23 protein-coding genes are annotated in these 25,079 nt (G+C 69.4%); 12 read left to right on the top strand and 11 right to left on the bottom strand.

Going from position 1 to position 25,079, the window contains the following annotated elements; translation table 11 throughout:
* Positions 1-142 precede the first annotated feature (142 nt).
* The gene (gene phoH2, locus NNI01S_RS19830; RefSeq protein ID WP_063021580.1) at positions 143-1,528 is read right to left on the bottom strand and encodes an RNA 5'-3' helicase PhoH2; all 1,386 of its coding nucleotides are present in this window, start codon (positions 1,526-1,528) and stop codon (positions 143-145) included.
* A gap of 185 nt (positions 1,529-1,713) precedes the next feature.
* Positions 1,714-2,163, bottom strand: coding sequence for a DUF488 domain-containing protein (locus tag NNI01S_RS19825; protein WP_063917565.1), 450 nt, complete (start codon positions 2,161-2,163; stop codon positions 1,714-1,716).
* 86 nt (positions 2,164-2,249) lie between these two features.
* Here NNI01S_RS19825 and NNI01S_RS19820 point away from each other — a divergent pair, with 86 nt between their 5' ends.
* On the top strand, positions 2,250-2,522 hold the full coding sequence (locus NNI01S_RS19820; protein ID WP_039800723.1) for a hypothetical protein: 273 nt from the start codon (positions 2,250-2,252) through the stop codon (positions 2,520-2,522).
* 7 nt (positions 2,523-2,529) lie between these two features.
* Here the strand turns inward: NNI01S_RS19820 and NNI01S_RS19815 are convergent, their stop codons facing one another.
* Positions 2,530-2,952 (bottom strand): limonene-1,2-epoxide hydrolase family protein, encoded by a 423-nt coding sequence (locus NNI01S_RS19815; RefSeq protein WP_063021631.1) that lies wholly within the window; start codon positions 2,950-2,952, stop codon positions 2,530-2,532.
* 23 nt (positions 2,953-2,975) lie between these two features.
* Positions 2,976-3,692: a TetR/AcrR family transcriptional regulator gene (locus NNI01S_RS19810; protein WP_063021579.1), complete on the bottom strand. Its 717-nt coding sequence runs from the start codon at positions 3,690-3,692 to the stop codon at positions 2,976-2,978.
* 114 nt (positions 3,693-3,806) lie between these two features.
* Here NNI01S_RS19810 and NNI01S_RS19805 point away from each other — a divergent pair, with 114 nt between their 5' ends.
* From NNI01S_RS19805 to NNI01S_RS19785, 5 genes are all read left to right on the top strand, one after another.
* On the top strand, positions 3,807-4,994 hold the full coding sequence (locus NNI01S_RS19805) for an FAD-dependent monooxygenase (protein WP_063021578.1): 1,188 nt from the start codon (positions 3,807-3,809) through the stop codon (positions 4,992-4,994).
* Positions 4,995-5,203: 209 nt separating this feature from the next.
* Complete coding sequence (locus NNI01S_RS19800; protein WP_157114867.1) at positions 5,204-5,590, top strand: hypothetical protein; 387 nt, start codon at positions 5,204-5,206, stop codon at positions 5,588-5,590.
* Positions 5,587-6,168: a DUF3558 domain-containing protein gene (locus NNI01S_RS33685; RefSeq protein ID WP_084489025.1), complete on the top strand. Its 582-nt coding sequence runs from the start codon at positions 5,587-5,589 to the stop codon at positions 6,166-6,168. Before NNI01S_RS19800 ends, NNI01S_RS33685 begins: the two co-directional genes overlap by 4 nt.
* 18 nt (positions 6,169-6,186) lie before the next feature.
* Positions 6,187-7,380: a hypothetical protein gene (locus tag NNI01S_RS19790; RefSeq protein WP_063021575.1), complete on the top strand. Its 1,194-nt coding sequence runs from the start codon at positions 6,187-6,189 to the stop codon at positions 7,378-7,380.
* Entirely contained in the window at positions 7,377-8,117 is a 741-nt protein-coding gene (locus NNI01S_RS19785) for an ESX secretion-associated protein EspG (RefSeq protein ID WP_063021574.1), read from the top strand. The genes NNI01S_RS19790 and NNI01S_RS19785 overlap by 4 nt, the downstream gene beginning before the upstream one ends.
* Positions 8,118-8,491: 374 nt before the next feature.
* Here the strand turns inward: NNI01S_RS19785 and glyA are convergent, their stop codons facing one another.
* Positions 8,492-9,787: a serine hydroxymethyltransferase gene (glyA, locus tag NNI01S_RS19780; protein WP_063021573.1), complete on the bottom strand. Its 1,296-nt coding sequence runs from the start codon at positions 9,785-9,787 to the stop codon at positions 8,492-8,494.
* 523 nt (positions 9,788-10,310) lie between these two features.
* Positions 10,311-10,886: a TetR/AcrR family transcriptional regulator gene (locus tag NNI01S_RS19775; RefSeq protein WP_063021572.1), complete on the bottom strand. Its 576-nt coding sequence runs from the start codon at positions 10,884-10,886 to the stop codon at positions 10,311-10,313.
* 90 nt (positions 10,887-10,976) lie between these two features.
* On the opposite strand from NNI01S_RS19775, the gene NNI01S_RS19770 reads away from it, so the two are divergent.
* On the top strand, positions 10,977-11,441 hold the full coding sequence (locus NNI01S_RS19770) for a PaaI family thioesterase (protein WP_084489040.1): 465 nt from the start codon (positions 10,977-10,979) through the stop codon (positions 11,439-11,441).
* Between the two features lie 11 nt (positions 11,442-11,452).
* Entirely contained in the window at positions 11,453-11,902 is a 450-nt protein-coding gene (locus NNI01S_RS19765) for a nitroreductase family deazaflavin-dependent oxidoreductase (protein WP_063021571.1), read from the top strand.
* A 285-nt stretch (positions 11,903-12,187) separates the two neighbouring features.
* On the opposite strand, the gene NNI01S_RS19760 is transcribed toward NNI01S_RS19765, so the two are convergent.
* On the bottom strand, positions 12,188-13,387 hold the full coding sequence (locus tag NNI01S_RS19760) for a hypothetical protein (RefSeq protein ID WP_063021629.1): 1,200 nt from the start codon (positions 13,385-13,387) through the stop codon (positions 12,188-12,190).
* A 181-nt stretch (positions 13,388-13,568) separates the two neighbouring features.
* Here NNI01S_RS19760 and coaA point away from each other — a divergent pair, with 181 nt between their 5' ends.
* A complete protein-coding gene (gene coaA, locus NNI01S_RS19755; RefSeq protein ID WP_039800785.1) occupies positions 13,569-14,501 on the top strand; it encodes a type I pantothenate kinase in 933 nt (310 codons plus the stop codon).
* A 6-nt stretch (positions 14,502-14,507) separates the two neighbouring features.
* On the opposite strand, the gene NNI01S_RS19750 is transcribed toward coaA, so the two are convergent.
* Together NNI01S_RS19750 and NNI01S_RS19745 are read right to left on the bottom strand one after the other, a co-directional pair.
* Complete coding sequence (locus NNI01S_RS19750; RefSeq protein WP_063021570.1) at positions 14,508-15,107, bottom strand: hypothetical protein; 600 nt, start codon at positions 15,105-15,107, stop codon at positions 14,508-14,510.
* Between the two features lie 61 nt (positions 15,108-15,168).
* Positions 15,169-15,948: an isoprenyl transferase gene (locus tag NNI01S_RS19745; RefSeq protein ID WP_063021569.1), complete on the bottom strand. Its 780-nt coding sequence runs from the start codon at positions 15,946-15,948 to the stop codon at positions 15,169-15,171.
* Between the two features lie 178 nt (positions 15,949-16,126).
* On the opposite strand from NNI01S_RS19745, the gene trhA reads away from it, so the two are divergent.
* Positions 16,127-16,846 (top strand): PAQR family membrane homeostasis protein TrhA, encoded by a 720-nt coding sequence (gene trhA / locus NNI01S_RS19740; RefSeq protein ID WP_435825499.1) that lies wholly within the window; start codon positions 16,127-16,129, stop codon positions 16,844-16,846.
* Positions 16,847-17,426: 580 nt separating this feature from the next.
* Positions 17,427-19,046 (top strand): adenylate/guanylate cyclase domain-containing protein, encoded by a 1,620-nt coding sequence (locus NNI01S_RS19735; RefSeq protein WP_084489023.1) that lies wholly within the window; start codon positions 17,427-17,429, stop codon positions 19,044-19,046.
* Positions 19,047-19,370: 324 nt separating this feature from the next.
* On the opposite strand, the gene NNI01S_RS19730 is transcribed toward NNI01S_RS19735, so the two are convergent.
* Together NNI01S_RS19730 and NNI01S_RS19725 are read right to left on the bottom strand one after the other, a co-directional pair.
* A complete protein-coding gene (locus NNI01S_RS19730; protein ID WP_063021568.1) occupies positions 19,371-21,425 on the bottom strand; it encodes a thioredoxin domain-containing protein in 2,055 nt (684 codons plus the stop codon).
* A 445-nt stretch (positions 21,426-21,870) separates the two neighbouring features.
* A complete protein-coding gene (locus tag NNI01S_RS19725; protein ID WP_063021567.1) occupies positions 21,871-22,449 on the bottom strand; it encodes a TIGR03086 family metal-binding protein in 579 nt (192 codons plus the stop codon).
* Between the two features lie 904 nt (positions 22,450-23,353).
* Here NNI01S_RS19725 and NNI01S_RS19720 point away from each other — a divergent pair.
* Positions 23,354-24,958, top strand: coding sequence for a TROVE domain-containing protein (locus NNI01S_RS19720; protein ID WP_063021566.1), 1,605 nt, complete (start codon positions 23,354-23,356; stop codon positions 24,956-24,958).
* The last annotated feature ends 121 nt before the right edge of the window (positions 24,959-25,079 follow it).

The following is a 25,079-nucleotide window of genomic DNA, read 5'->3' as shown; positions in this document are numbered from 1 at the left end:
GGCGCCACGGGTAGCCTCGGCCGATTGTCAGGCAATGACCCGGTGACCGACGGGCGGTCACCGGGTCATACCGAACAGCTATCGCGGCGGGTGATACCCACCGGATATGCCGTGAAACACAGCGATGGACGGCACTGCGGGGTCAGGCGTTGGGCCCGTACTCCTCCAGCATCTCGGTGACCAGCGCCGCGATCGGCGAGCGCTCGCTGCGGGTCAGCGTGATGTGCGCGAAAAGCGGGTGACCCTTGAGCTTCTCGACCACCGCCGCGACACCGTCGTGCCTGCCGACACGCAGATTGTCGCGCTGTGCCACGTCGTGGGTGAGCACCACCCGCGAACCGGTTCCCAGTCGGCTGAGCACCGTGAGCAGCACGTTGCGCTCCAGTGACTGGGCTTCGTCCACGATCACGAAGGAGTCGTGCAGCGACCGCCCGCGAATGTGGGTCAGCGGCAGCACCTCCAGCATGTCGCGGCTGAGCACCTCCTCCATCACCTCGCGGCTGGCCAGCCCGTCGAGGGTGTCGAAGACCGCCTGGGCCCATGGGCCCATCTTCTCGCTCTCGGTACCGGGCAGATAGCCCAGTTCCTGGCCACCCACCGCGTAGAGCGGACGGAAGACCACCACCTTGCGTTGCGTCCGCCGTTCCAGCACCGCCTCCAGACCCGCGGTCAACGCGAGCGCCGACTTGCCGGTACCCGCCCGGCCACCCAGCGAGACGATGCCGACGCTCTCGTCCAGCAGCAGGTCGAGCGCTATGCGCTGCTCGGCGGAACGGCCGTGCAGCCCGAACGCCTCGCGCTCGCGCACCAGCTGCACCCGCTTGTCCGGCGTGACCCGGCCCAGCGCACTCGAACTGACGCCGAGCAGCCGGATGCCGGTGTGGCAGGGCAGCTCTCGCGCTTCGTCGAGGTCGATCACCGACTCGGCGTAGAGCTGATCGATGCGCGCCGTGCTGACATCGAGTTCCACCATGCCGGACCAGCCCGAGGTCACCACGTCCTGGGCGTGGTACTCGTCGGCGTGCAGGCCGACCGCGCTCGCCTTGACCCGCAGCGGAATGTCCTTGGACACCAACACCACTTCGCGGCCCTCGGCCGCGAGGTTGAGCGCACAGGCCAGGATCCGGGAGTCGTTGGTGTCGGTGCGGAAGCCGACCGGAAGGACCGCGGGATCGGTGTGGTTCAGTTCCACCTGCAGCGTTCCGCCCTCGGCGCCGATCGGCACCTGCTGATCCAGCCTGCCGTGCTGCAAGCGCAGATCGTCCAGGTTACGCAGGGCTTCGCGCGCGAACCAGCCCAGTTCGTGATGGTGCCGTTTGGCTTCGAGTTCACTGATGACCACCAGGGGTAACACCACGTCGTGCTCACCGAACCGCGTGAAGGACCAGGGATCCGACAGCAGGACGGACGTGTCGATGACGAAGGTTTTGCCGGCTGATTGCGAGGGGCGGGCCCCCTTCGCGGCGGCTCCGCCTTTCGCGGAGCTGGAGTTCGCCGAGGGAGCGGAAACGGAGCGTGCAGCAGTCACGGTGGGCTCCTCTGTGTTCGCGCGGCAGTCGCACGAACGATCTCGCTGGACCGGTCCGTCCTGATGGACCCGACGTCGCCGTCAGGCGCCACGAGGGCCGGGTACCGGCCCCCTCGTACTGAGTAGCTCAGTCACGGCCAGGACCTCCCGTACGAGCCACACCGCCGCGGCCCGCACACTCGACGCTACCTCCGACTCCCGGGTCCGCGCTCAGGGACTGGGAGGCGTGTCCGTGAATTTGTCGTAAACCCGCATGTCGCGAGCGCTCGACGGAGCAGTTCGAGCAACACCGGAACATGGCTGCGCGCCGGATCCTGTACGGCCGTGAGCAATGTGACCGAACCTTCGGCGGCCAGAGCGCGCAAATCCCGCAAATCTGCCTGAACCTCCGGCACCGCGAGTTCGGCGCGGTAGCGCCGGGCGAATTCCGGGCCCCGCGCGTCCCGATCGGCATGGAACCAGCGCCGCAACTCGGTGGACGGAGTGAGCGCTTCGGGCCAGCGATCGACCCGCGCTTGCGCTTTGGTGATGCCCCTCGGCCACAACCGGTCGACGAGCACCCGGGTGCCGTCTTCGGGGTCGGGTTCGTCGTAGACGCGTTTGACATGGAAGCCGGGCCGCGGTTGCTGGGTCATGGCAGTCATCGCAGCACGGCGTGCGAGCGGCCCCGGGATTCGCCACGCCGTCGCTGCCGGCCGATTCGGCGGATAGAGTCGCAGGTATGTCCGGAAACGAGGATTTGGAGAAACTGTCGTCGAAGGAACTGCACGACCGGGCGATGAAGCTCGCCGTGCGACGTGGTGATGTGAAGTTCCTGTGGCGGCTGCTCACGTCGATCCCGGCGGCGGAGGCCGCCGCGGGCAATGTCGGCGAGAGCGAGGCGGACATCAAGTACGTGCTGCCCATGCTCGACGACTATGTCCACGCGGGTGACGGCGCGGTCGCCGAGGTGTTGCGGCCGGTCTATCTGGACTACCTCGCCCAGCACTCCTGAGGCCGGGTCAGCGACGGCCGGGCGCCGCACGCCAGAGACCGGCGGCTGTGCCGCGCAGGACGTTCCCCCAGCTGAAGTGGTCGTGCCACAGGATGATTCGGCCCTCGCGCAGTTCGAACGTGCCGGTCACCCAGAACCCGACGCGCACCGGCCCGAAGCGCAGGTAGTCGGTGCGGTCGGTGAGCACGATGTCGCCGTCGGCGGCGATGTGGTGCACATCCACCCCGAAGCCGAGCCAGTCGCGGCGTAGACCGCGCAGCACGCCGCCGACCCGCTGGATGCCTCGCACGTCGGGCAGCGAGGTGTTCTTCCAGACGATGTCCGGGTGCAACAGGTCGATCGCCTCCTCGGACGCGCCCAGCGCGAGCGCGGCGAAGAACTCCCGCACGGTGGTGATCGCGTCCTGTGCCAGGTCGGGTTCGTCGGTCATGGTCCGAGCGTAGGCCGCGCCGGTCACCGGCGGCGCGCGATGAGCACGGCCAGTCCGTCGAGAATCCGCCCGATGCCGAATTTCAGCGCACCCGCTCCGCCCGCGACCGCGCCTTCCTCGGCGAAAGCCGCCGCCGAGGCCGGGTATCGATCGGCCGCGGCGGCCACCATTTCGGCGAACTGTCCCGCGATCTGCTTCTCGAACTCGTCCGCGTCCATCGTTCGCACCTGCTGTGCCAGGCCGCGGGCGTGCCCGGTCAGCAGGACGATGGTGTCCAGGCGTTCGGCGGTGGTGAGCCCGGTCCCGGCGAGCGCGCCCAGCGCGGCTTCCATCCAGGCCAGTTCGTTCGGGCCGATCGGCCGCATGCCCACCGTCGCCTCCAGCGACCAGGGGTGGGCACAGAAGCGTTCGTAGATCGTCTCGCACCACACGCCCAGCAGGTCGCGCCAGCCGTCCTCGGGGAAATCCGTGGCGGTGCGCAACTCCGGCGGCGTGCCCAGAGCCGTGTCCAGCATCAGCGCGACGAGTTCGGCCTTGCCCGGCACGTAGCGATACAGCGACATCTTCGTGAAACCCAGTCGCTCGGCCAGCCGCTGCATGGACAGGTTCGCCAGCCCTTCGGCGTCGGCGATGGCGATGGCCTCCCCGACGATCCGTTCGAGTGAGAGCGCTGGTTTCGGACCCCGTTTGGGGCGCTGACCTGTGCCCCAGAGCAGCTCGAGTGCGGTCGGTGTCGGCATGCCCGAAATCCTTCCCGAGAACGTCTTGACCCAAAACTGTGTCTACCATACGCTAATCAGCGTCCATCAGATACAGTTTCCATTGGACACAGATTTCGGATCGAGGAGATCTCCATGCGCAACACCACCGTTCTCATCTCCGGCGCGAGCATCGCCGGACCCGCGCTGGCTTACTGGCTGCACCGTTACCGGTTCGCGGTCACCGTCGTCGAGCGCGCTCCGGCATTGCGCCCCGGCGGTCAGGCGATCGACTTCAAGGGCCGCACCCACCGCACCGTGCTGGAACGAATGAACATCGTGTACGACATCGAGCAGCGCAGGACCGGCACCACCGACACCGTCTTCGTGGACGAGCGGGGCGCACGGCTGGCGCTGATGTCGGGGGAATTCACCGGTGGCGACGTCGAGATCCTGCGCGGCGACTTGTCCGAGATCATCTACCGGCGCACGGCCGACCACTGTGAATACCTGTTCGGCGATTCGATCACCGCGCTCACCGAGACCGAGGCCGGCGTGCACGTCGAGTTCGAGCACGCACCCGCCCGGACCTTCGACCTCGTGTTCGGCGCCGACGGCATCCACTCGCGGGTCCGCAGACTGGCCTTCGGTCCCGAGCGCGACTTCGTGAAACACCTGGGCTACTACTACGCCGTCGCGGGCGCTAGCCCGTGGAACGGCAAGACCACCGGGCCACGCGAACGGGTGGTCGCGCACGGCCACAACGCGCCTGGACGACTCGCGATCAGCGGCGGCCCGAAAGCACAGCAGATGTACATGTTCGCCGCTCCCGAGCTGGACTACGCCCGCGACGACAGCGCGGCTCAGCGGCGCATCCTCGCCGAGACCTTCGACGGGGTCGGCTGGGAGGTGCCGCGGATGCTCGCCGAACTCGGCGAATTCGAGGATTTCTACATGGACTCGATCAGTCAGGTCGAAATGCCGGACGGATACACCAAGGGTCGAGTCGCGCTGGTCGGCGACTCGGGGTACGGGAACACGCTGGGCGGCTTCGGCACCGGGCTCGCCGTGGTGGGCGCATACGTCATCGCGGGCGAACTGGCCTTGGCCGACGGGGATCACACGGTCGCCTTCGCCCGCTACGACGAGATGATGAAGCGCTACGCGAAGATCGCGGGCAACAGCAACGCCGGTCGTTTCCTGGCGCCGAAGACCCCGCGCGGCATCAAGATGCGCAACTGGTTCCTCGAATCCCGCATGTTCGCGCTGATGACGAAATACGGCGACAACGCCGCCAACGACATCGATTTGCAGGACTACCCCGCGCTGGTCGGCGCCCGCTGATCCGCGCTGACCGTCCGTCAGCCGCCTTGACAGCCCCCGGACCGCGCGCATCCGCCGCGATTCGGCACAACATCCCAGCTCGAAACCGCCGCACCGGCGATCACGGCCGACGCGACAAGGCGCTCCGCGAAACCGGTTGTATTTCGATGGAACCGGAGTGCGGCGGGGCGCGTCTATAAGGTCAGACGGCACTGACGGAAGAGGCGGCGATGGCGGACAGCTCGTTTCCCGGGTATATCGAGGCTGCGAAAACCGGGGCCTTGCGGGTGCGGATGGACCCGCAAGGGTTCGTGGATATCGACCAGGCGTGCGGGGAGCTGATCGATGCGCTCGTGGCAGCCCAGACCGACGCGCGCGAACTGGGTGAGCGGGAGCACTGGGGTCTGGGCGAGGACAATCCCAAGCTGACCTCCGCCGTCGAACTGGTGCGCCTGTTCCGGGAGAAGGCCTTCGGCGGTCCGAACAACGCATTCGACGCGCTGACCGAGTACATCTGCGTGGCGCAGGAAATCCGGTCCCTGTTCCAAGCCATCCGCGATGACTACGTTCGGACCGATACGGAATTCGCGGCGGCGATGCGGGAGCTCAGCGTATGAAGGCCGGCACAGGTTTTCGGACAACCGGCTTCGTCGCCGGAGCAGCAGGACTGGTCCTGCTCGCCGGATGCGGCGACGAGACGACGCCGAGGGAGTCGGCGACGTCGACCCCCGGCGCGACCGGTTCCGGCCCGAGCACCCCGTCGGGGGCGAACGCCCAGCCAGCGTTCGATCCCTGCACCGCTCTTACGCCACAGTTCCTCGCGGAGCGCCAGTGGGACTCGCGACCACCGGAAGCCCGACAGGACAGCCAAGGCGGCATGAACTGGAAAGGCTGCCGCTACGTCGCGCGAGACGGGTACGGATTCGTCATCGAGACCACCAACGGCACCCTCGACCAGGTGCGCAGCAAATACCCCTCCGCCGTGGACATTCCGGCAGGCAATCGGAAAGCCGTGCGCTACGAAGCCCGTCCCGACGTCCCCGGCGGCTGCACGATCAACGTCGAGATGAGGTCCGGCTCGCTCTACATCCTGACGAACGTGCCGCAGACGTCGACGAACAAGCACCTTGTCGCTTGCGATATCGCCACCGATATCGCCAGCGCAGTCGCACCGCTGCTGCCCGCGGGCAGCTGAACACCGGGGGAAGCGATCATGAGACAAACCGACGGCCACGCGATCACCAATCCGGAGAACGCGCAGAGCTTCTCGCACGCCGAGATCAAGCAGGCGGCCGACGCGATGAATCCGGCCGGGCTCGACGGTGCGTTCGCCGCATGGTCGGCCATCGCGGCGACGGTCACGAACGCGGGGCAGCGCTTCGAGGACGCCGTCAAGAAAGCGGTGGAGCACCATTGGGAGGGCGCGGCGGCCGAAAGCGCGGTCGGCGGCGTGCGCGACTACGCCGCGCGGGTCGGCGAACTCGGCGAGGCCCTGAGCGCGCAGAGTCTGCCGCTGTCGGCGGCGGCGAACGCGGCATCCAAGTTCAAATCGTCGGTGCCGGAACTGGTGGACACCTCGACCGGCGCGGCGAATCCGGAACAGCGCAACTCGCGGGAAGAGCAGGCCCGCGACGAGATGAACACCCAGTACATCCAGCCGTACGGGGCCACCGCCCCCGCCATCCCCACGCTGCCACCGCCGGTCAGCCCCGCCGCCGCGCCGCCGGCGGGTGCCGGGACGAGCACCGAGACGGAAGTGAACCCGAGCGTCGTCGGATCGCAGCCGGTGGACGGCGCCCGCCCTGCCGATACCCCTTCCGCCGGTGGCAAGCCTTCACCCGAAGGCACCGCCTCACCCGGCGAGGGAGGCGAGGAGGGCACCCCGGACGAGCCGACGCAGCCGACAGCGGAGAGCACCTCGGAAACCACGACGTCACAGGCTGTTTCGCCGAGTCAGGACACCCCCGCGACCACACCGGCATCCACCACGAGGACACAGACGACGACTTCGGCTACGCCATTCGTCCCCACGACGACGCCCGCGGGCACACCCGCCACCGTCATCCCCGCCTCGTACGACAGCAGGCCGAACAGCGCGCAGGCCCGGCCGGGCACGCCGGGGGCGGCCGGAACTCCCAGCGCCGCGGACGACGAGGCGCGATCGGGCACGTCGCGTCCCGCTCAGCCCACCGCCCCGGCGGCGGCGAATCCCCAATCCACGGCGCCGGGACGTCCGTCGGCGCCGAGCGGCTCGGGCTATTCGGGCATGGTCCCACCGGGGCTGCGCGGTAGACGCACGGACGACGACGAGCACAAGTCGCCGAAATACCTGCGCACCGAGGAACACGCGAAGGAGTTGCTCGGCGAGGTGCAGCCGACCGTGCCGCCCGCACTGGGCGAGAAATGACGGCGCAGTGGTCGCTGTCGGCCGAACAGTTCGCCGCGGCGTGGTTCGGGACCGGACAGGATCGCATGCCGTTCCCGTTCCGGTTCACCAGCCGGTTCCCCGGTCTGCACGAGTACCAGGAGTATCAGCGGCGGTTCCGTGCCGAGCTGGGCCGGGACGAGCGGCTGCCGTTGCGCAGCGCGATCGCCACGCTGGCCGGTCCCGACTGGCGCATCGAACTCTTCGGCTACGACAACACGCACGAGGGCGTCGAACTGCGCATCGTCGCGTGCGCGACACGCGGCGGCTCCGGTGTACTCGCCGCGCAGTCTCCGGCACCGGACGGCGGGCGAGTCCTGCTGCGGCGTTACCGAACCGACCAGCTCGCCACCGAAGTCGTACGCTTGCTACCGGACACCGCGGCCGGGACTGTCGGCGAGAAGAGCTTTCTGCTCGACGATCTCAACGACGATCGCCCCGACTTGCTCGGGAACGCGCCGGCCAGCCAGGCCAAGGAACGCTACCGGCGTTTCTGGCGGCAGTCGTGCACCACCCGCGGCACCGCGGTAGTGCTGCTGGGCCCGCGCAACGCCGAACCGTTGCGCACCGGCCGCCTCCGCTGGATCGACACATCCGACGGCCGCTACTGCGAGGTCCCGGCGAACCGGGCTTTGATGATCCGTCCCGGCACCAGCGCCGACATCGCCCGCTATTTGGACGAGTCGATCGTGCGCGCCAAGGCGCGCATGGATCGCTAGTCCGCGTTCGACCGGGGCCCTCCTCACGCCGAAGGACACGACCCGCGGGGCATTCACCGGTGACGGCGCGCACACCAGCTTCGCCGACGCCCGAGTCCAGGCCGACACGGATACCCCGCAGCCACATCCGCCTGACCCGGGACGATATCGTCTCCGGCCCTGATCATGAAGATGATCGACGCCGCCGACCGCCGCACACCGGGCAATCGCTTCGACGTCCACAGTCTGCCGGGGCCACGCAAGTGTCGTTCTCCAGGGCGCGCGAGCCGGCAGCCGTCCTCGACGGGCTCGTAGGAAGCCGCCGCTGGACATACGGACGGGTAGCCGCCGCATCGTGCGCCCGGGCGGCGGACGCACGAAGCGGGAACCAGGCGTCAGCCCAGCAGGCGCCAGTCCTCCAGGCCGTCGTACAACGGGACGTCCTCGGCCAGCTTGCTCACCCGCGCGCGCAGGGCGTCCAGGTCGGCGCTACCGGCCAGCGCGCCCGCGATGATGTCGGCGACCTCGGTGAACTCGGCGTCGCCGAAGCCGCGGGTGGCCAGGGCGGCGGTGCCGATGCGCAGGCCGGAGGTGACCATCGGGGGACGCGGGTCGAACGGAACGGCATTGCGGTTGACGGTGATACCGATCTCGTGCAGCAGGTCCTCGCCCTGCTGGCCGTCGAGTTCGGAGTTGCGCAGGTCGACCAGCACCAGGTGCACGTCGGTACCGCCGGTGAGCACGCTGATGCCCTTGTCCTTGACGTCGGCGGCGGTGAGCCGCTCGGCCAGGATCTTCGCACCGGACAGGGTGCGCTCCTGACGGTTCTTGAACTCCTCGCCCGCGGCAATCTTGAACGCGACGGCCTTGGCGGCGATGGCGTGCATGAGCGGACCGCCCTGCTGGCCCGGGAACACCGAGCTGTTGAGCTTCTTCGCGTACTCCTGCTTGGCCAGGATCAGACCGGAGCGCGGACCGCCGAGGGTCTTGTGCACGGTCGAGGACACCACGTCGGCGTAGGGCACCGGCGAAGGGTGCAGACCGGCGGCGACCAGCCCGGCGAAGTGCGCCATGTCCACCCACAGGTAGGCGCCGACCTCGTCGGCGATCGAGCGGAACGCCGCGAAGTCCTGGTGACGCGGGTAGGCCGACCAGCCCGCCACGATCACCTTCGGGCGCGCCTGCAAGGCGATGTCGCGCACCTCGTCCATGTCGACGCGGTGGTCTTCCTTGCTCACCCCGTAGGAGTGCACCTCGTAGAGCTTGCCGGAGAAGTTCAGGCGCATGCCGTGGGTCAGGTGACCGCCGTGCGCGAGGTCGAGACCGAGCAGCTTGTCGCCCGGGTCCATCAGCGACATCAGCACCGCGGCGTTCGCCTGCGCGCCGGAATGCGGCTGCACGTTGGCGAATTCGGCGCCGAACAGCTCCTTGGCGCGGTCGCGCGCCAGGGTCTCCACCACGTCGACGTGCTCGCAACCGCCGTAGTAGCGCCGCCCGGGATAACCCTCGGCGTACTTGTTGGTCAGCACGCTGCCCTGCGCCTGCAGCACCGCGCGCGGCACGAAGTTCTCCGAGGCGATCATCTCGAGCGTGTCGCGTTCGCGGGCGAGCTCGCCTGCCATCGCGGCGGCGAGCTCCGGATCGAGCTCACCGAGAGACTGGGAATTGACAGAGGCGGTCGTCTGCGTCACGACCTCAGTCTATGGGCCGCGGGCCCGGCCCCGGAGCAGGGGGTTCACCCCTCCCGGTCACCGACGGCGCGCAGGGCGATCCGGAGTGACGCGCGACACGCCGAGGCCCGGGCAGTCCTTCGCCGAACAGCTTCGGCCGACACCCGCCGCCGTGCTGTTCGTCCCGTCCAACGCCTCGCAAATGATGTCGGCGTGCCCGGAGTGATGCGCGATCTCCCGCACGGTGGTGCGAGCTTCCAGCGGACAACCATCGCCAGGCATTCGACCGGCCCCGCCGAGCCTCCAACCAACCCGGCCCACCAGCGCCTCACCGGCCCCAATGCGCCAAGCCCCCCGCCAACCCGACCGCCACGCGCCTCACCGGCCCCAATCCCCCACCAATCCGACCGCCACGCGCCTCACCGGCCCCAATGCGCCAAACCTCCCACCAAACCGGACGCCAAGCGTCCAGCCAGCCCGGCGCGCCGAGCGGCCGAACAGCCCCCCAGGCCGGGATCGTTCACCCGACCCGGCCGCCACGCGTTCAATCGGATGCGTCCTCCGGCAGGTAGTTCTGCATCAGCACCGCCAGATGCCGCCGGGCGTCTTCCAGCGGCTGTGTCGACTTCATGGCCCGTGCCTGCACGATGGCGCCCTCCATCGCGCTGAATGCGAAGCTGCTGAACGAGCGCGCCTCCTCAGCGGGCAGGCCCGCGGCGACCAGCGCCGAGCCGAGTCGTTCGTGCCAGTTCACGAAGACCTCGCCCGCGGCCGCCTGCACCCGGGGCTCCGACTCGGCCAATGCCGCCCCGACGACGGGGCATCCGGCGCGATAGCCGGTCTTCTCCAGCGTGCCGACCCACCAACTGAGCAGCGAATCGAACCAGCGGTGCGGCGGCGCGGCGGTGACCTTGTCGATCACCTCGCCGATCCGCGCGCCCGCGACCCGGGTGGCGGTCTCGACCAGTTCGCTCTTGCCTGCGGGAAAGTGCTGATAGAGCGAGTTGCGCGAGGCGTTGCCGCGTTCCAGCAGAGTGGCCAGCCCCGCGGCGTGCACGCCCTGTTCGCGAACCAGCTCGATGGCGCTTTCGATCAGCCTGGTGCGCGGCCCTGCCGTCATGCGAACTCCTTGCCGAGGGTTGCGTGAACCGATCGGTCCATGTTGCAATCATGTCAGATGTGGACCGATCGGTTCATCGAAAGGATGGATATGTCCGAAGCCACCGTGGACCTGGCTCAGCTGTCCGGTCTCGAACTCCTGCGGACCGCGATGACCAGGACGGACCGTCCGCCGTTCATCGGTGACCTGCTCGGCATCGAGGTCGGCGAACTCGAGCACGGCAAGGTGGTCTTCACCCTGCGCACCAGGCCCGAGTTCGCCAACCCGCTCGGCACCACCCACGGCGGCATCTGCGCCACCCTGCTCGACTCGGTGATGGGCTGCGCGGTGCACACCACACTGGAGGCGGGCGTCGGGTACACGACGCTGGAACTGAAGATCAACTACATCCGGGCCGTGCCCACCGACGGGCAGCGCCTCACCGCCACCGGCACCACGATCCATCTCGGGCGCACCACCGCGACCGCCGAAGGACGCGTGGTCGACGAGCAGGGCCGCCTGGTCGCGCACGCCACCACCACCTGCGCCATTTTCCGCCCGCACCACCGACCCTGAGGAGCACTGCCATGGCGGGACGAACACCGAGCGCCGCGGTACGCAAATTCCGGCGCGAACGCCTGATCGGCCGCTACCTGGTCAACCCGGCTGTCGGGCTGCTCGACCAGCTCGGCGTCCGGTCGTCGCTGATCGCCGAATTGGAGACCGTCGGCGCGAAATCGGGCCGGCCGCGGCGCGTGCCGGTCACGGCGTCGATCGACGAGACCGGCGCGTGGCTGATCTCGCAGCACGGCCATCGGTCCGGCTGGGCCCGCAATATCGCCGCCGACCCGCACGTCCGGCTCCGCCAGGGCAGCCACTGGCGCACCGGCACGGCCGCCTTCGTGCCGCAGGACGACGTGGTGGCCCGCTCGCGCACGTTCGCCAAGGGGCGCGTCGCCGCCGCGGTCGCCGAGCGCACCATGAAAGCGCTGGAGAGCGATCCGATCTCGGTGCGCATCACTTTCGCGGCCGTCTGATCGCCGCATCCCGCGACCGCCCGGTCCGATGACAGACGCGTCGGTCGTGCGTGGCCGCGGCGCATCGCCGGGCGATCGATTCACGGGGCTCTACAAGCCGTAACGAGCGCCGGTGCACCGACCGGTTTCCTTGGTGACAGTTCACGAACACCTGACGAAGGAACGAACATGGTCGGCTCGGTCTCGGTGCCCACGTCTCCGGTCGAGGCGCTGTTGCGCACCCTCGCACTGCTGCTGTGCAGCATCTCGGCAGGCGGCCAGGGCTGCGCGGTGATCCAGTGACCCTCACGCCGCCGCGCGCACCGCGCCCGGTGTGAGCGGCTCGTCGAGCAGCCTGCGGAAACGATCGGCGCGGTCCTCGGCGTCGACCGCGCGATCGAGCCAGCCGCCCAGCAGCCGGTATCCCTCGACGTAGGTGGAGATGTAGGCCCGCCACAGCGGTGACGACAGGAAGCGCAGCGACTGGCGCGCCCGCTCCGGCGTGGTCAGGCTCCAGGTCTGCAGGAACTCCGCTACCTCGTCGGACGAGCGCCCGCGGTCGTGCAGCAGCAGGGCGGCGTCCTGGCGCACGCTCAGCAGCTCGGCCGAGGCGTTCGAAAGGCGTTCGGCTCGTTCGCCGTCGAAGCGCAGACCGAGATCCGCGTAGATCTCCTGCGCCCACTTGCCCCAGCCGGGCCCGACGATCGAACGCAACGCCAGATCGGCGAGCCCTTCGGCCATCAGGCACTGGGGCGTGTTCACCAAAAACAGCGTCTGCTCGGCCTGCCCGGCGGCGACCAACCCGGCCTCCTTGCGGCAGTGCTCGGTGTGGTGCCCCGGGTAGGACTCGTGCGCGATCAGCTGCGGCAGGTGCGCCATGTGCTGCTTCAGGTCGGAATTGATCGCCACTCGGGAGTGGTAGTTGCCCAGGTAGTAGTTGAACCCGGACCACGGCTTGTCGCCGACCACCTCGTAGGTGACGTGCTCGTGGTCGGGCAGCGGGTACCGGGCGCGGACCAGCTCACGCAGCGCGCTGGAGAACGCTTCGACGCACACCGGCAGACGCTCCGGCGGGATCTCGTCGGCCTTGCGATGCGCGGCCACCCGTTCGGCCAGCGGACCGTCCCCGGCGAGCACCTCGTCCATCTGCCGGTGCGCGTCCCGGTAGTCGTCCACGTCGCCGGGCTCGATGTCGACGTCGAAGTAGGCGCGAACCTCCTCGACGAACCCGATGTCGTCACCGGCGAACTTCCGTCCGGAACACTCCAGCGCGCGCAGGTGCACATCGAGGAATTCGGCGCGTTCCGGCGCCAACCCGGCCTCCGGCACCGCGGCACGCAGTTCGGCCGCGCGGCGAGCAAGCTCGCGCGGCTGCGGCGCGGGCGCGTTCTGTACCTCGCGGCGCAGTGCGGGGTCGCCGGTGTAGGCGTCGACGAAGCCCTCTTCCAGCCGGTCGAAGGCGAGGCCGAGCCGCAGGTATTCGGTCACGAGCGGATGCGCTTCCATGCCCGCCGACATTAGCGGCTCACACCCCGGTCATCGAGCGGGTTACCAACGGGTAGTGGTACCCCGCTCATCCCACGACGGTGACGCGGAGCAGAATTCGGCTATGCGGCGACAGCTAGACCGAATCTCACCGGATCCGCACCGTAACTGTGCGTGTTTGCCGAAACGGAGCGTCGGGTAAGTGGCACGAATGAGCGAGCCGAGTCCATACGTGGAATTCGACCGGAAACAGTGGCGGACCCTGCGTAAATCGACTCCCCTGGTGCTCACCGAGGAAGAACTGATCGGCCTGCGCGGTCTCGGGGAACAGATCGATCTCGAGGAAGTCGCGGAGGTCTATCTCCCGCTCGCTCGTCTCATCCACTTGCAAGTCGCCGCGCGTCAGCGGCTGTTCGCCGCGACCGCGACATTTCTCGGCGAAACCCATCCCGACCAGCAGGTACCGTTCGTCATCGGGGTGGCGGGCAGCGTCGCGGTGGGCAAGTCCACCACCGCGCGCGTGCTGCAGGCGCTGCTGGCCCGCTGGGACCACCACCCGCGGGTCGATCTGGTCACCACCGATGGATTCCTCTATCCCACCGCGGAACTCACCCGGCGCGGGATCATGCACCGCAAGGGATTTCCGGAGAGTTACGACCGCCGCAAGCTGCTGCGATTCGTCACCGAGGTGAAATCCGGAGCGGCCGAGGTCTGCGCCCCGGTGTATTCGCACATCTCCTACGACATCGTGCCGAGCAAGCTGCATTGCGTGCGCCAACCCGACATTCTGATCGTGGAGGGTTTGAACGTGCTGCAGACCGGTCCGCGCCTGATGGTCTCCGATCTGTTCGACTTCTCGATCTACGTCGACGCTCGCATCGAGGACATCGAGAAGTGGTACGTACAACGGTTTCTCACCTTGCGCAAGACCGCTTTCGCCGATCCGAACGCGCATTTCCACCACTACTCCGGATTCACCGACGAGCAGGCGACCGCCGCCGCGCAGGAGATCTGGAACAACACCAACCGGCCGAATCTGGTGGAGAACATTCTGCCCACCCGGCCGCGCGCGACCCTGGTGCTGCGCAAGGACGCCGACCACAGCATCAATCGGCTGCGGCTGCGGAAATTGTGATTCCGCTTACAATTTCCATGCCTCGTCCAGTCGGTGAGCGACGTCGATATCGCGGACCGCGGCGATGTGCGGCTTACGGATCTCGGCGGAGATATAGCGGGCGACGAAACGCTTGACCTCCTGATCGACGCTGGCGAGAAGGCGCAGCAACTGGCCGCGCTTGGTGGCGGCGGCGACATTGACGCGCACGTCACCCGGTCGCGGCTCGGCGATATCGATCACCACCCGCAGCGGCGCCGCGGTGCGTACCGTCAGCTGCAGATGCACGGTGCCCTCGACGTGGAACCGGTGGCGGTCGACCGCCAGATCCAGCAGCAGGTCGACCTCCAGCGGGATGATCAATTCGAACGCGATCGTCTCCTCGCCGCGGCGGCGCAGCCGCGACGCGCCGAGCTGGACCTCCGCCGTGACCTTGGCCAACCGCCCTGGACCCACCCCGATCGGGCCGAAATCGAAGGCGGTGCCGGTCAACTGAGCGAACGCGCCGGAGATGCGCTCCTCCGAGGCGGCGTAGTCGAGAAAACGCCTACCGAACTCCGCGTAGCTGATCGAGTCATCCGGTTCGCGCGATGCGGGTTCGGCGGGCCGGTGGTCGAACGAGCTCATGAGACCGCACGGTACGCGAGAAGGGCGACGGTGATGCCGGATTCAGCGGACCAAGATCGAATCAGACGCCGAAACGGCGATGGCGCGCGGCGAAGTCGCGCAACGCCCGCAGGAAGTCCACTCGGCGGAACTCCGGCCAGTAGGCCTCGGTGAACCATATCTCCGAGTATGCGCTCTGCCACAGCAGGAATCCGGACAGCCGCTGCTCACCGGAGGTGCGGATGACCAGATCGGGGTCCGGCTGACCGGAGGTGTAGAGGTGCTGGCCGATCGCGTTCACAGTGATCGACTGAACCAAGTCCTCGCCGGTCTCGCCCGCGGCGATCTCCTGGCGCACCAGCGAGCGCACCGCGTCGGTGATCTCCTGCCTGCCGCCGTAGCCGACCGCGACGTTGACGTGCACGCCGTTGCGGCCGTCGGTGCGCTCGGCGGCGGTACGCAACCGCTTGGCGATCAGCTCGGGAAAGCCGTCGAGCGAGCCGACGATGCGCACGCTCCAGTCCTGCTCCGGCGCCGACAGCTCCTCGACCACATCGGTGATCACCTCGAACAGCGTCTCCAACTCGTCCGGATCGCGCTGCAGGTTCTCGGTGGACAGCAGGTAGACGGTCACCATCTCGATGCCCTCGGCCGCGCACCAGCCGACCAGCTCGGCGATCTTCAGCGCGCCCACCCGGTGGCCGTGGCTGACGTCGGTGAAACCGTTCTCCCGCGCCCACCGGCGATTGCCGTCACACATCACCGCGACGTGCCGGGGATGCTGCTTGCCGGCCAGCTGCCTGGACAGCCGGGCCTCGTAGATGCGATACGGCAGACCCCGCACCTGACTCGGAAGTTCCACGCGGGCAACCCTACGCCTCGGGGACACGATCTCGGCATCGACCGCGATACGCCGGTACAGTAGCCGAGAGCACGCAAGTTACGGTTGCGTAGGTTACTGACGGGTTCAGCTGCTCCGCCCCGACCGCCCGTTTCCGGGCGGCACGGCGCCGGTCCGGCTGCCCATCGAGGAGGTACTCGTGTCCGAATCGGTCGGCACCGCCGACGCGGGACCGGCTGCACCGGTCCCCCGCTCGGCGGGCGAAGCGCTCGCGGAGGCGCTGGTCAAGCCGCGCATGCGCGGCTGGATCCACACCTGGGCCGTCGGCGTCGCGGCGATCGCGGCCGTCGTGCTGATCGCCACCGCCGCCACGATCTCGGCGACCGCGGGATGGTCGACGCTGATCTACGGGATCACCGTGTGCGGACTGTTCGGCGTCAGCGCGGTCTACCACCGGGTGACCTGGCCCACCGCACGCGCCCGTATCCGGATGAAACGAGCGGACCACTCGATGATCTTCCTGTTCATCGCGGGCAGCTATACCCCCTTCGCCCTGCTCGGTCTGCCCGGACGCACCGGGCAGACGCTGCTGGCGGTGGTCTGGGCGGGCGCGCTGGCCGGAGTGGCGCTGAAACTGCTGTGGCCCGCCGCTCCCCGTTGGGTCGGCGTTCCGCTGTATCTGCTCCTCGGCTGGGCCATCGTGCCGGTGGCCGGACAGCTGAACGGCCAAATCGGCATCGCGCCGCTGATCCTGCTGCTGATCGGCGGCCTGTTCTACAGCGGCGGCGCGATCCTCTACGCCACCAAATGGCCGAATCCGTGGCCGACGGTCTTCGGTCACCACGAGTTCTTCCACGCGGCCACGGTGCTCGCGGCACTGACCCACTACGCGGCGGTCTGGCTCGTCGTCTTGCGCTGAGCGCATAGAGTCGACAGGGAGGTCGGACGAGAGGGGCGGCGCAGGCGATGGAACAGCGGGCGTCCGAGAGCCGCGCGGCGATTCGGCGCCATGCGCGCCGGTACGCGCCCGGGCCCGGGTCCGGCCGGGCGGAGTTCGCCGGACTCGTCCGGTCGGCCGCATGCGGCACGACCTCTCGGGGGCGGTTTAAGGCCCGCGAGCGGCCGGATGGCGAGCCACCGACGGCGCTCCTGGGCGTCCGGTCGTCGTGCCTGCCCGGCGAAATGACCGGGAAACCGCCTGAGCCGGTCGCTGTCGCTCTATGCTGCTCGTTCGTGTTCCCCGTCGCCGCCACGGGCGGCATCGCCCCGCCGCACTCCGGACCTGCGCGCGGCGGCGAGAGTGTGCTCGGGGGTACACCTTCCGGGCCCGAACCGGCGTCGGCGCGAACGGGCACCGGGACCAGTGCGGCCATCGGCGTCGCGGACGCCCGTCCCGGAAGCCGCGAGCTCGCTCGAGCACGCGTGCGAACCCCGGCGGAGCCGACCGCATCGGAGTTGACCTCCACCGGCCGCCGGCGGCCACCGGGATCGCGAACCCGATGATCTCGAAGCTCGTCGTCTGGGCACTCAAAGCGCGGGGTGGTCTGGCCGTCTTGGTCACCACGGCGAATCTCAGCGGTCTCGCGGTGATCGTCACCCAGCTGTGGTTGAACGGATTCCTCGGCAGGCTGGGCGCGGATTGGCCGCGGGCGCTGGCCTTCGTCGGCATCTACCCGGCGGTCGGGTTCGTGGCAGGCATCGTGCTGGCGGTGCGCGACCGGAAGCTGTACTTCGGCTGGCTGGACGCCGCGCGGAAACCGACCGAGGTGGAGGCGCGACGTCTGCTGCAGCTGCCCGTCGCGATCAGCATGCGCGCGCTGGCGCTGTGGATCCCCGGCGTGATCGTGGCGACCGTGATCTTCGCGCGGCTGAGCCCGGACAACGACCCCGGCGTGACGGCGTCGCTGTTCACGATCGGCGCGTTCGAGTCCGCGGCGGTCACCTTCCTGATCGTGGACCGGCTGATCCGGCCGACCATCCCGGTGGTCGCCGGAGTGCTCGGCTGGACCATGCACTGGAGTGCGTCGGTGCTGGTGCGGGTCGTGCTGACCTGGGCCGTCGCGGCGGCGCTTCCGCTGCTCATGCTGATCGTCGTGCTGGCCGATCCGGCGGCGGCCGCACCCGACCGGGTCCGCACCGCCATCTACCTGTCCGCGGTCGGCATCGGCGTCGGCGCGCTGGCCACGGCGTTCCTCGCGCGCGCGGTCGCCGCGCCGATGCGCACCCTGCGTCGCGCCCTGGACCGGATCGCGCAAGGCGACCTCGGCGCCCGGGTGCCGATCGGCAGTACCAGCGAGATCGGCAGACTGGAACACTCGGTCAACGAGCTGGCGGCGAACCTGCGCGAACGACAGCGGATGCGCGAGGTGTTCGGCAGGCATGTCGGCGCGGAGGTGGCCGAGCGCGCGCTCGGCCGCGGCGCGGACCTCACCGGTGACGTGCGCGAGGTGTCGGCGCTGTTCGTCGACGTGACCGGATCGGTGGAACTGTCCACCGGGCTGCCGCCGCAGGAGTTCGTGGCCAAGCTCAACCGATTGCTCGCGATCGTCGTCGCGGCGACCGAGGAGAACAACGGCCTGGTCAACAAGTTCGAAGGCGACGCGGCGCTGTGCGTCTTCGGAGCGCCGATCGCGCTGGGCGACAACGCCACCCCGGCCCTGCGGGCGGCGCGCCGTATCCGTGACGAGGTGATCGCCACGGGGGAGCTCGACATCGGGATCGGCGTCGCGCGCGGACCCGTCTTCGCGGGCGACGTCGGATCCGACACCCGGCTCGAATTCACGGTGATCGGTGACGCCGTCAACGAGGCCGCACGCCTCACCACGGCGGCCAAGGAGGTGCCGCGGCGAATCCTGGTCAGCCAAGCCGTGATCGAGGCGGGCGCGGAACACGAACGCGCCAAATGGACGTGCTACGACACCATCGTGCTGCGCGGCATGAAAGAGCCGACGGTCTGCTGGACCGACATCGATACCTCCGCCGCCCGACCCGAAGACGCCGACAGCGATCAGCCCAGCCTTCCGGCGGACACCAATCCGGTCATCGAGATCCACACCGCCGAACCCCCGGCCGACGGCACCAGGACGCCGGATACCGAACTCGACGCCCCGAGCCGTTAGTGCAATTTCAGCTGGATAGCTGTGCGCATGGCCTGATGTCCCGGTTCGCCTCGCACAGAGGGTGATCGGGCGCCTCGCATCCGCGTCCGCCCCTCCACATCGGCAGTGAGGTCCGCGTCCGGCACAGTGTCGGCGCACCTCGAAAGCCGCCATGATCCAGCGGGGCGCCCCTGGATGCGTGTCTCGGCAACAAGCCGCTCGTCGCTCGGCCCCTCGGTGGGCGATCCAGCGGAGCGCACCCACGACGCCGACATCGACGTATCCCCGACATGTCACGGACCGATGGCGGGTTCGAGCCCGCGGCGGTGGACCGGCAGTCTTGCGCTAGTTCCGCTGGAGCGCCGCCCGGAGCTGGTCCGGAGTGGAGACCGGAAGGTCACAGATGGAGCCGCGGCAGACATAGGCGGCGGCTGCGTCGCGAACCAAGGGCCGGTCGGCCAGTAAGGGGACTGCATTCGGGGCGGCAGCGAGGACGACCGACCCACCCGGCGCGGCCGACCGAGCCGCGGCGAGCAATTCGGTCGGGTGGGCGGCCGGCTCGGTGGTGGCGATGGCGACCTGCAGCGGACCGCGCAGTGCCGCCTCGGCGACGGCGAGCCACTGCCCCGCCGATCGCGGCGCACGCGCCAGCACGATCGCGCCGCGGTCCAGGGTGCGGTCGGCGAGTTCGCGGTAGCGAACGGCCCGTTCCGGGTCGCTCGCGGCCGCGGCGGTGAGCAGCGCCTCGGCCAGTGCGGAGGCGCCCGCGGGGGTGGCTCCGTCGATCGGGTCGCGCGGACGGGCGACGAGAGTCTCGGCGTCGTCGGCGGTGTCGAACCAGCCGCCCGGCTGGTCCGGGTCGGCGAAGTGCTCGATCGCGATGTCCAGCAACCGTTGCGCGTCGTCCAGCCAGCCCAGTTCGCCGGTGGCCTGGTGCAGCGCGAGCAGCCCGATGACCAGCCAGGCGTGATCCTCCAGGATGCCGGGCGCTGAGCCAGCGGCACCGCCGAGCGAGGCGCGCCGCACTCGCCCGTCCACCACGTGCTCGGCCAGCAGGAAGCGCGCGCACCGGACGGCTGCGGCGGTCCACTCCGGCTCGTCCAGCGCCGCCGCGGCCTCGGCGAGCGCGGTGATCGCCATGCCGTTCCAGGCGGTCACCACCTTGTCGTCCCGATCCGGCTGGGGGCGGCGGTCGCGCGCGGCGATCAAGGCCGCGCGGGCCCGGTCCAAGCGCGCGGCGTCCTCCGCCGTGGCAGGCTCGGTGTACCTGGTCAGCACCGAGGTGCCCTGTTCGAAGTTTCCGGCGGTGGTGACGCCGAAGAACCCGGCCGCCCATGCGCCCTCGATCGGACCGAGCGCACCGGCCAGCTCGGCGGGCGTCCACACGTACGTCGCGCCTTCGACGCCGGGCTTACCGGGTTCCAGGTGGGTGTCGGCGTCCAGCGCCGAGGCGAAGCCACCCTGGGTGGTCCCCAGGTCGTCGAGCAGGAACCGTACGACCTCCCGGGTGACCCGGTGCGACAACGACTCGGGAAGCACCGACGTACCGCGCCGGGCCAGGTGGGCATAGGCGCGCAGCAACTGCGCGTTGTCGTAGAGCATCTTCTCGAAATGCGGCACCAGCCACGCGGCGTCGACCGAATACCGGGCGAAACCGCCGCGCAGCTGGTCGTAGATGCCGCCGCGCGCCATCGCCTCGGCGGTGCGTGCCACCACATCGAACACCGCCAGGTCTCCGGTCCGCTCCCAGTGCCGCAGCAAGCCCTCGAGCAGCGCCGACGGCGGGAACTTCGGGGCGCCGCCGAACCCGCCGTGCTCGGCGTCCTCGTCCCGCAGCACGGCGGCGACGGCATGGGCGAGCAACTCCGGGGTGATCGTCAGGTCCGCGTCGGGCAGTCCCGCCGCCTGGTCGCGCAGCGCTCCCGCCACCTGCGCGGACGCCTGGTTCACCTCGTCGCGCCGGGTGCGCCAGGTCTCGGTGATCGCGGTGAGCAGCTGGGTGAACGACGGCATGCCGCCACGCGGCAGCTTCGGGTAGTAGGTGCCGCAGTAGAACGGTTCGCCGTCGGGTGTCAGGAAGCAGGTCATCGGCCAGCCGCCCTGCCCCGTCATGGCGACCGTGGCGTTCATGTACACCGCGTCCAGGTCCGGTCGCTCCTCCCGGTCGACCTTCACGCAGACGAAATGCGCGTTCATCTGCTCGGCCGTGGCCGCGTCCTCGAACGACTCGTGCGCCATCACATGACACCAGTGACAGGACGCGTACCCGACCGAGAGCAGGATCGGCACGTCCCGCTCCCGCGCTTCGGCCAGTGCCTCGGCATCCCACTCCCGCCAGTGCACGGGATTGTCCGCGTGCTGGCGCAGGTACGGGGACGTCGCCTCTCCGAGCCGGTTCATGGCTCCACGGTACGACCCTTCCCTCCTGCGCGCGGGCAGTACGGCCGCGCGGTCGTCTCGTCGCGCCGGTCACGGGAGCGTCGACAGGGCGCACGACCTGGGCTACGCGAACGCTTCACCACGCCGCGTTCCGGGCGAAAGCGACCGGAAAAGGAAACGAAAATGAGCTGCGCGTCGTCGATTCGACCGTATACAGTCCTACCCGCGTCCGGTGCGCAGGCAACGGTTACTTCCGTATCAGTGGATGGGTTGCGGGTTCGAATCCCGTCCGGGTCGCTCGCGATCCGGTAGCTCAATCGGTGGAGCTATCCAAAGGCAGGGCCTTCCGGCCCGTCGGGCTCGATTCGGTCGAGCCGGTATTCCGTCGCCGCCCTGATCTCGGACGCCCATCGTGCCGTGCGGGAGCGGCAAGGCCAGTCCGGCCGCTCCCAACTCGTGCCGCCGACTATGACGTTCGGGCCAGCACCTCGCGTCCGACATAGGCCAACAGCCGGCGGTGCGGCGGTTCGTCGTCGGCGACGGCGATCTCGGGCCCGAAAATGCCGGGCGCGCGGAAAGAATCGATGCCGCCCATGGCGCGCATGGTGGCGAGCAGTTCGCCGCACAGTTCGTCGTCGGCCAGATCCGGCCGATCGATGGCGACCGCGATGTCGAGCCCGTGCACCAGAACCTCGGTGAGATGGACCAGTGCCGCCGCGGGGGCGGGCAGCTCGCCGAGCGAGATGCCCACCGTGCCGTCGAGCGCGTCGGGCCGGTGCCAGGCGGCGCGGTCGACCTCCGCCGCCGCGGCGTACGCGCCCTGCGGATCGCCGCCGAGCCAGTCGGACTCGTGGTCGGCGCCCGCGTCCATGCCGCTCAGGGCCGCCGCGAAGATGTGCATCCCGCCCACGGTGTGGTTGAGGACGGTGCGGACATCCCATTCCCGGCACGGCGTGGGCGCGGCCAGACCCGCTCCTCCCACGGCGGCGACGATCGCTCCGGTCGCGTCCAGTGCACGGTCGATCTGTCCGATCACGTTGTCCATGAGCTTCCTTCGGTCGAGCGGTTTGGCTGAATTGGTAACACAGGACACCGACCGGCGCGCGGCAATGCGAACTCCACCTTGCGCCGAAATAGTTGCCGGCGGTGTGCTTCTGATGACCGCTATGGGAAAAGGAGATGCGCGGGCCCGGACGGTCCCGCTACCCTCGGATGTGCACCCGGTGCGCAGGCAACGGATACTTCCACTTCTAATGGACAGGTTGCGGGTTCGAGTCCCGCCCGGACTCCCACGGTCCGGTAGCTCAATGGCAGAGCGGTACGTACCGTCGCCGACTTCGATCTCGGGTGCATTACAACAAGACTCACGCACGCGTGCACCGGCCCGGTGCGCGGACCACGGTTACTTCGGGACCCAAAAGTTCCGGCTCGAATCCGGACCGCCCACGCGGCGGTAGTGTAACGGCCAGCACATTGGGCATTATCCGTGGTCTATTCGTGATCTCGGGCCGGGTTCACTCGTACGAAGTCGCGGCGCGTGTCCGGTGCGCAGGCAACGGCTACTTCGGGTTCAACTCCTGCCGAAGCCATTTCGGTCGCTCGATTCGGCGAGCAGGCCGTCGCCACCTTTTCTCGGACACTCGCAAAAATAAGGTGCGGCAATCGGATTCGCCTCGCTACAGTTTCGACGCACCCGGATGAAACCGGGTGCGTCACAACTCCATCGCACCTCCCGGTGCGAAGTCGGCGGCTACTTCTCCACCACGACCTTCGGGGAATCGCCGTAGACGGAAATCCATCTCGGGGGGCATCGCGTGCACCGGCCCGGTGCGACTTCACGGCTACTTCCACGAGCAGGCCGACCATGCCTGCGTCGACTGGTGCGCCGCGGAGAAATCTTTCTCGGGCCGGGCGTCCGCGCCTGTCCCCGTGCACGACTGGGGGAATCCATGAGCAAGTTCAACCTCGCGCGCCCCGGCGCTACTTCACCGGTCACCAGCGAGGCCCGTCCGACCGGCCGCACCTTCGAGGGCGGCGCGGGATACGCGCGTACGCCGCAGAGCGAGTTGTTCCTGCTGGCCGTCACGAACATGGTCGGCGAGCACACCTTCTACGAGTCCGCGGGTCAGCGCGACGACCGCTACGCCGCGCTGGTACACCGGACGACGCTCGCCGACCCCGAGTGGACCGCCCGCTTCCTGCGCTGGCTGCGCACCGAGGCGAACATGCGCAGCGCCGCGCTCGTCGGCGCCGCCGAGTTCGCCAAGGCGCGGCTGGACGCGGACGCGGCGGGCATGTCGCGGCAGGTGATCGACTCGGTGCTGCAGCGCGCGGACGAGCCGGGGGAACTGCTCGCCTACTGGACCTCCGTACACGGGCGCGCGGTGCCCAAGCCGGTCAAGCGCGGCATCGCCGACGCCGTACGCCGCCTGTACGACGAGCGGGCTCTGCTCAAGTGGGACAGCACCGCGCGTGCTTTCCGCTTCGCCGACGTCCTCCAGCTGGCGCATCCCGCTCCCGCGGCCGACAAGCCGTGGCAGGGCGCGCTGTTCGCGCACGCACTGGACCGGCGATACGGACGAGAGACCGAACCGCCCACGGCGCTGCCCGTGCTGCGGGCGCGCGCGGAACTGATGGCGCGTCCGGTCGAGCAGCGCCGCGCGCTGTTCGACGACGCCGAGCGGGCCCGTGCCACGCTGCGCGCGGCCGGCATGACCTGGGAGGCGGTCGCCGGGTGGCTACAGGGCCCGATGGACGCGAAGGTCTGGGAAGCGCTGATCCCGGCCATGGGCTACATGGCCAAGCTGCGCAACCTGCGCAACTTCGACCAGGCCGGAGTGAGCGACGCCGTGGCCGCGCAGGTGGCCGCCGAACTCGCCGACCCGAACCAGGTGGCCCGCTCGCGGCAGCTGCCGATGCGGTTCCTGTCGGCCTACCGGGCCGCGCCGTCGCTGCGCTGGGGTCACGCGCTCGAGCAGGCGCTCGGTCATTCGCTGGCCGCCGTGCCCGCGCTGGCCGGGCGGACGCTGGTGCTGGTGGACACCTCGGGCTCGATGCAGGCCGGGTTCGCCAAGGACGGCTCGCTCGCGCGCTGGGACGCGGCGGCGCTGTTCGGCCTCGCGCTCGCCCGGCGCTGCGCGCACGCGGACGTGGTGTCGTACTCCAGCCTCGGCGGCGCCTGGAAGGGCCACGCCGGCCCCGCCAGCCTGGTGTTTCCGCAGCGGCGCGCCGAGCCGGTGCTCGCGGCGGTGCGGCGGTGGCGCGAGGAGGGCTATTTCATCGGCTGGGGAACCGACACGGTGGGCGCGGTACGCGAGCACTACGCGGGCCACGACCGGGTCGTCATCCTCACCGACGAGCAGGCGCACGACGGCGACGTCGGCCTGGCCGTGCCCGCCGAGGTGCCGCTGTACACCTGGAACCTGGCCGGGTACCGCTACGGGCACGCCCCCAGCGGCACACCGCACCGGCACGCCTTCGGCGGCCTGACCGACGCGGCGTTTCGGATGATCCCGCTGCTGGAAGCGGGCCGCGACACCGACTGGCCGTTCTGAACGGCGGCGGGGCCGAGACCGTGCTCCGGTCTCGGCCCGAGGTCGACCCGAGCACCGGCAACGGCCTGACCGACGCGGACCTCCTGAGCATGGCGCTGCTGGAAGCGGGCCGCGACGCGGG

The organism is Nocardia niwae NBRC 108934 = DSM 45340, from assembly GCF_001613465.1.
In the GTDB taxonomy this organism is placed as follows: domain Bacteria; phylum Actinomycetota; class Actinomycetes; order Mycobacteriales; family Mycobacteriaceae; genus Nocardia; species Nocardia niwae.
This window is presented reverse-complemented; position numbering and strand designations above follow the sequence as displayed.

Bases quoted from the DNA above. Each gene is read 5' to 3' on its own strand.
- NNI01S_RS19775 (WP_063021572.1), bottom strand. From the start codon at position 10,886: ATGACGGCAGGGCCGCGCACCAGGCTGATCGAAAGCGCCATCGAGCTG.
- NNI01S_RS19820 (WP_039800723.1), top strand. From the start codon at position 2,250: ATGTCCGGAAACGAGGATTTGGAGAAACTGTCGTCGAAGGAACTGCAC.
- NNI01S_RS19735 (WP_084489023.1), top strand. From the start codon at position 17,427: ATGATCTCGAAGCTCGTCGTCTGGGCACTCAAAGCGCGGGGTGGTCTG.
- NNI01S_RS19810 (WP_063021579.1), bottom strand. From the start codon at position 3,692: ATGCCGACACCGACCGCACTCGAGCTGCTCTGGGGCACAGGTCAGCGC.
- NNI01S_RS19800 (WP_157114867.1), top strand. From the start codon at position 5,204: ATGGCGGACAGCTCGTTTCCCGGGTATATCGAGGCTGCGAAAACCGGG.
- NNI01S_RS19730 (WP_063021568.1), bottom strand. From the start codon at position 21,425: ATGAACCGGCTCGGAGAGGCGACGTCCCCGTACCTGCGCCAGCACGCG.
- NNI01S_RS19815 (WP_063021631.1), bottom strand. From the start codon at position 2,952: ATGACCGACGAACCCGACCTGGCACAGGACGCGATCACCACCGTGCGG.
- NNI01S_RS19760 (WP_063021629.1), bottom strand. From the start codon at position 13,387: ATGGAAGCGCATCCGCTCGTGACCGAATACCTGCGGCTCGGCCTCGCC.
- NNI01S_RS19785 (WP_063021574.1), top strand. From the start codon at position 7,377: ATGACGGCGCAGTGGTCGCTGTCGGCCGAACAGTTCGCCGCGGCGTGG.
- NNI01S_RS19770 (WP_084489040.1), top strand. From the start codon at position 10,977: ATGTCCGAAGCCACCGTGGACCTGGCTCAGCTGTCCGGTCTCGAACTC.
- NNI01S_RS19725 (WP_063021567.1), bottom strand. From the start codon at position 22,449: ATGGACAACGTGATCGGACAGATCGACCGTGCACTGGACGCGACCGGA.
- NNI01S_RS19790 (WP_063021575.1), top strand. From the start codon at position 6,187: ATGAGACAAACCGACGGCCACGCGATCACCAATCCGGAGAACGCGCAG.
- NNI01S_RS19750 (WP_063021570.1), bottom strand. From the start codon at position 15,107: ATGAGCTCGTTCGACCACCGGCCCGCCGAACCCGCATCGCGCGAACCG.
- NNI01S_RS33685 (WP_084489025.1), top strand. From the start codon at position 5,587: ATGAAGGCCGGCACAGGTTTTCGGACAACCGGCTTCGTCGCCGGAGCA.
- NNI01S_RS19720 (WP_063021566.1), top strand. From the start codon at position 23,354: ATGAGCAAGTTCAACCTCGCGCGCCCCGGCGCTACTTCACCGGTCACC.
- NNI01S_RS19765 (WP_063021571.1), top strand. From the start codon at position 11,453: ATGGCGGGACGAACACCGAGCGCCGCGGTACGCAAATTCCGGCGCGAA.
- NNI01S_RS19805 (WP_063021578.1), top strand. From the start codon at position 3,807: ATGCGCAACACCACCGTTCTCATCTCCGGCGCGAGCATCGCCGGACCC.
- NNI01S_RS19825 (WP_063917565.1), bottom strand. From the start codon at position 2,163: ATGACCCAGCAACCGCGGCCCGGCTTCCATGTCAAACGCGTCTACGAC.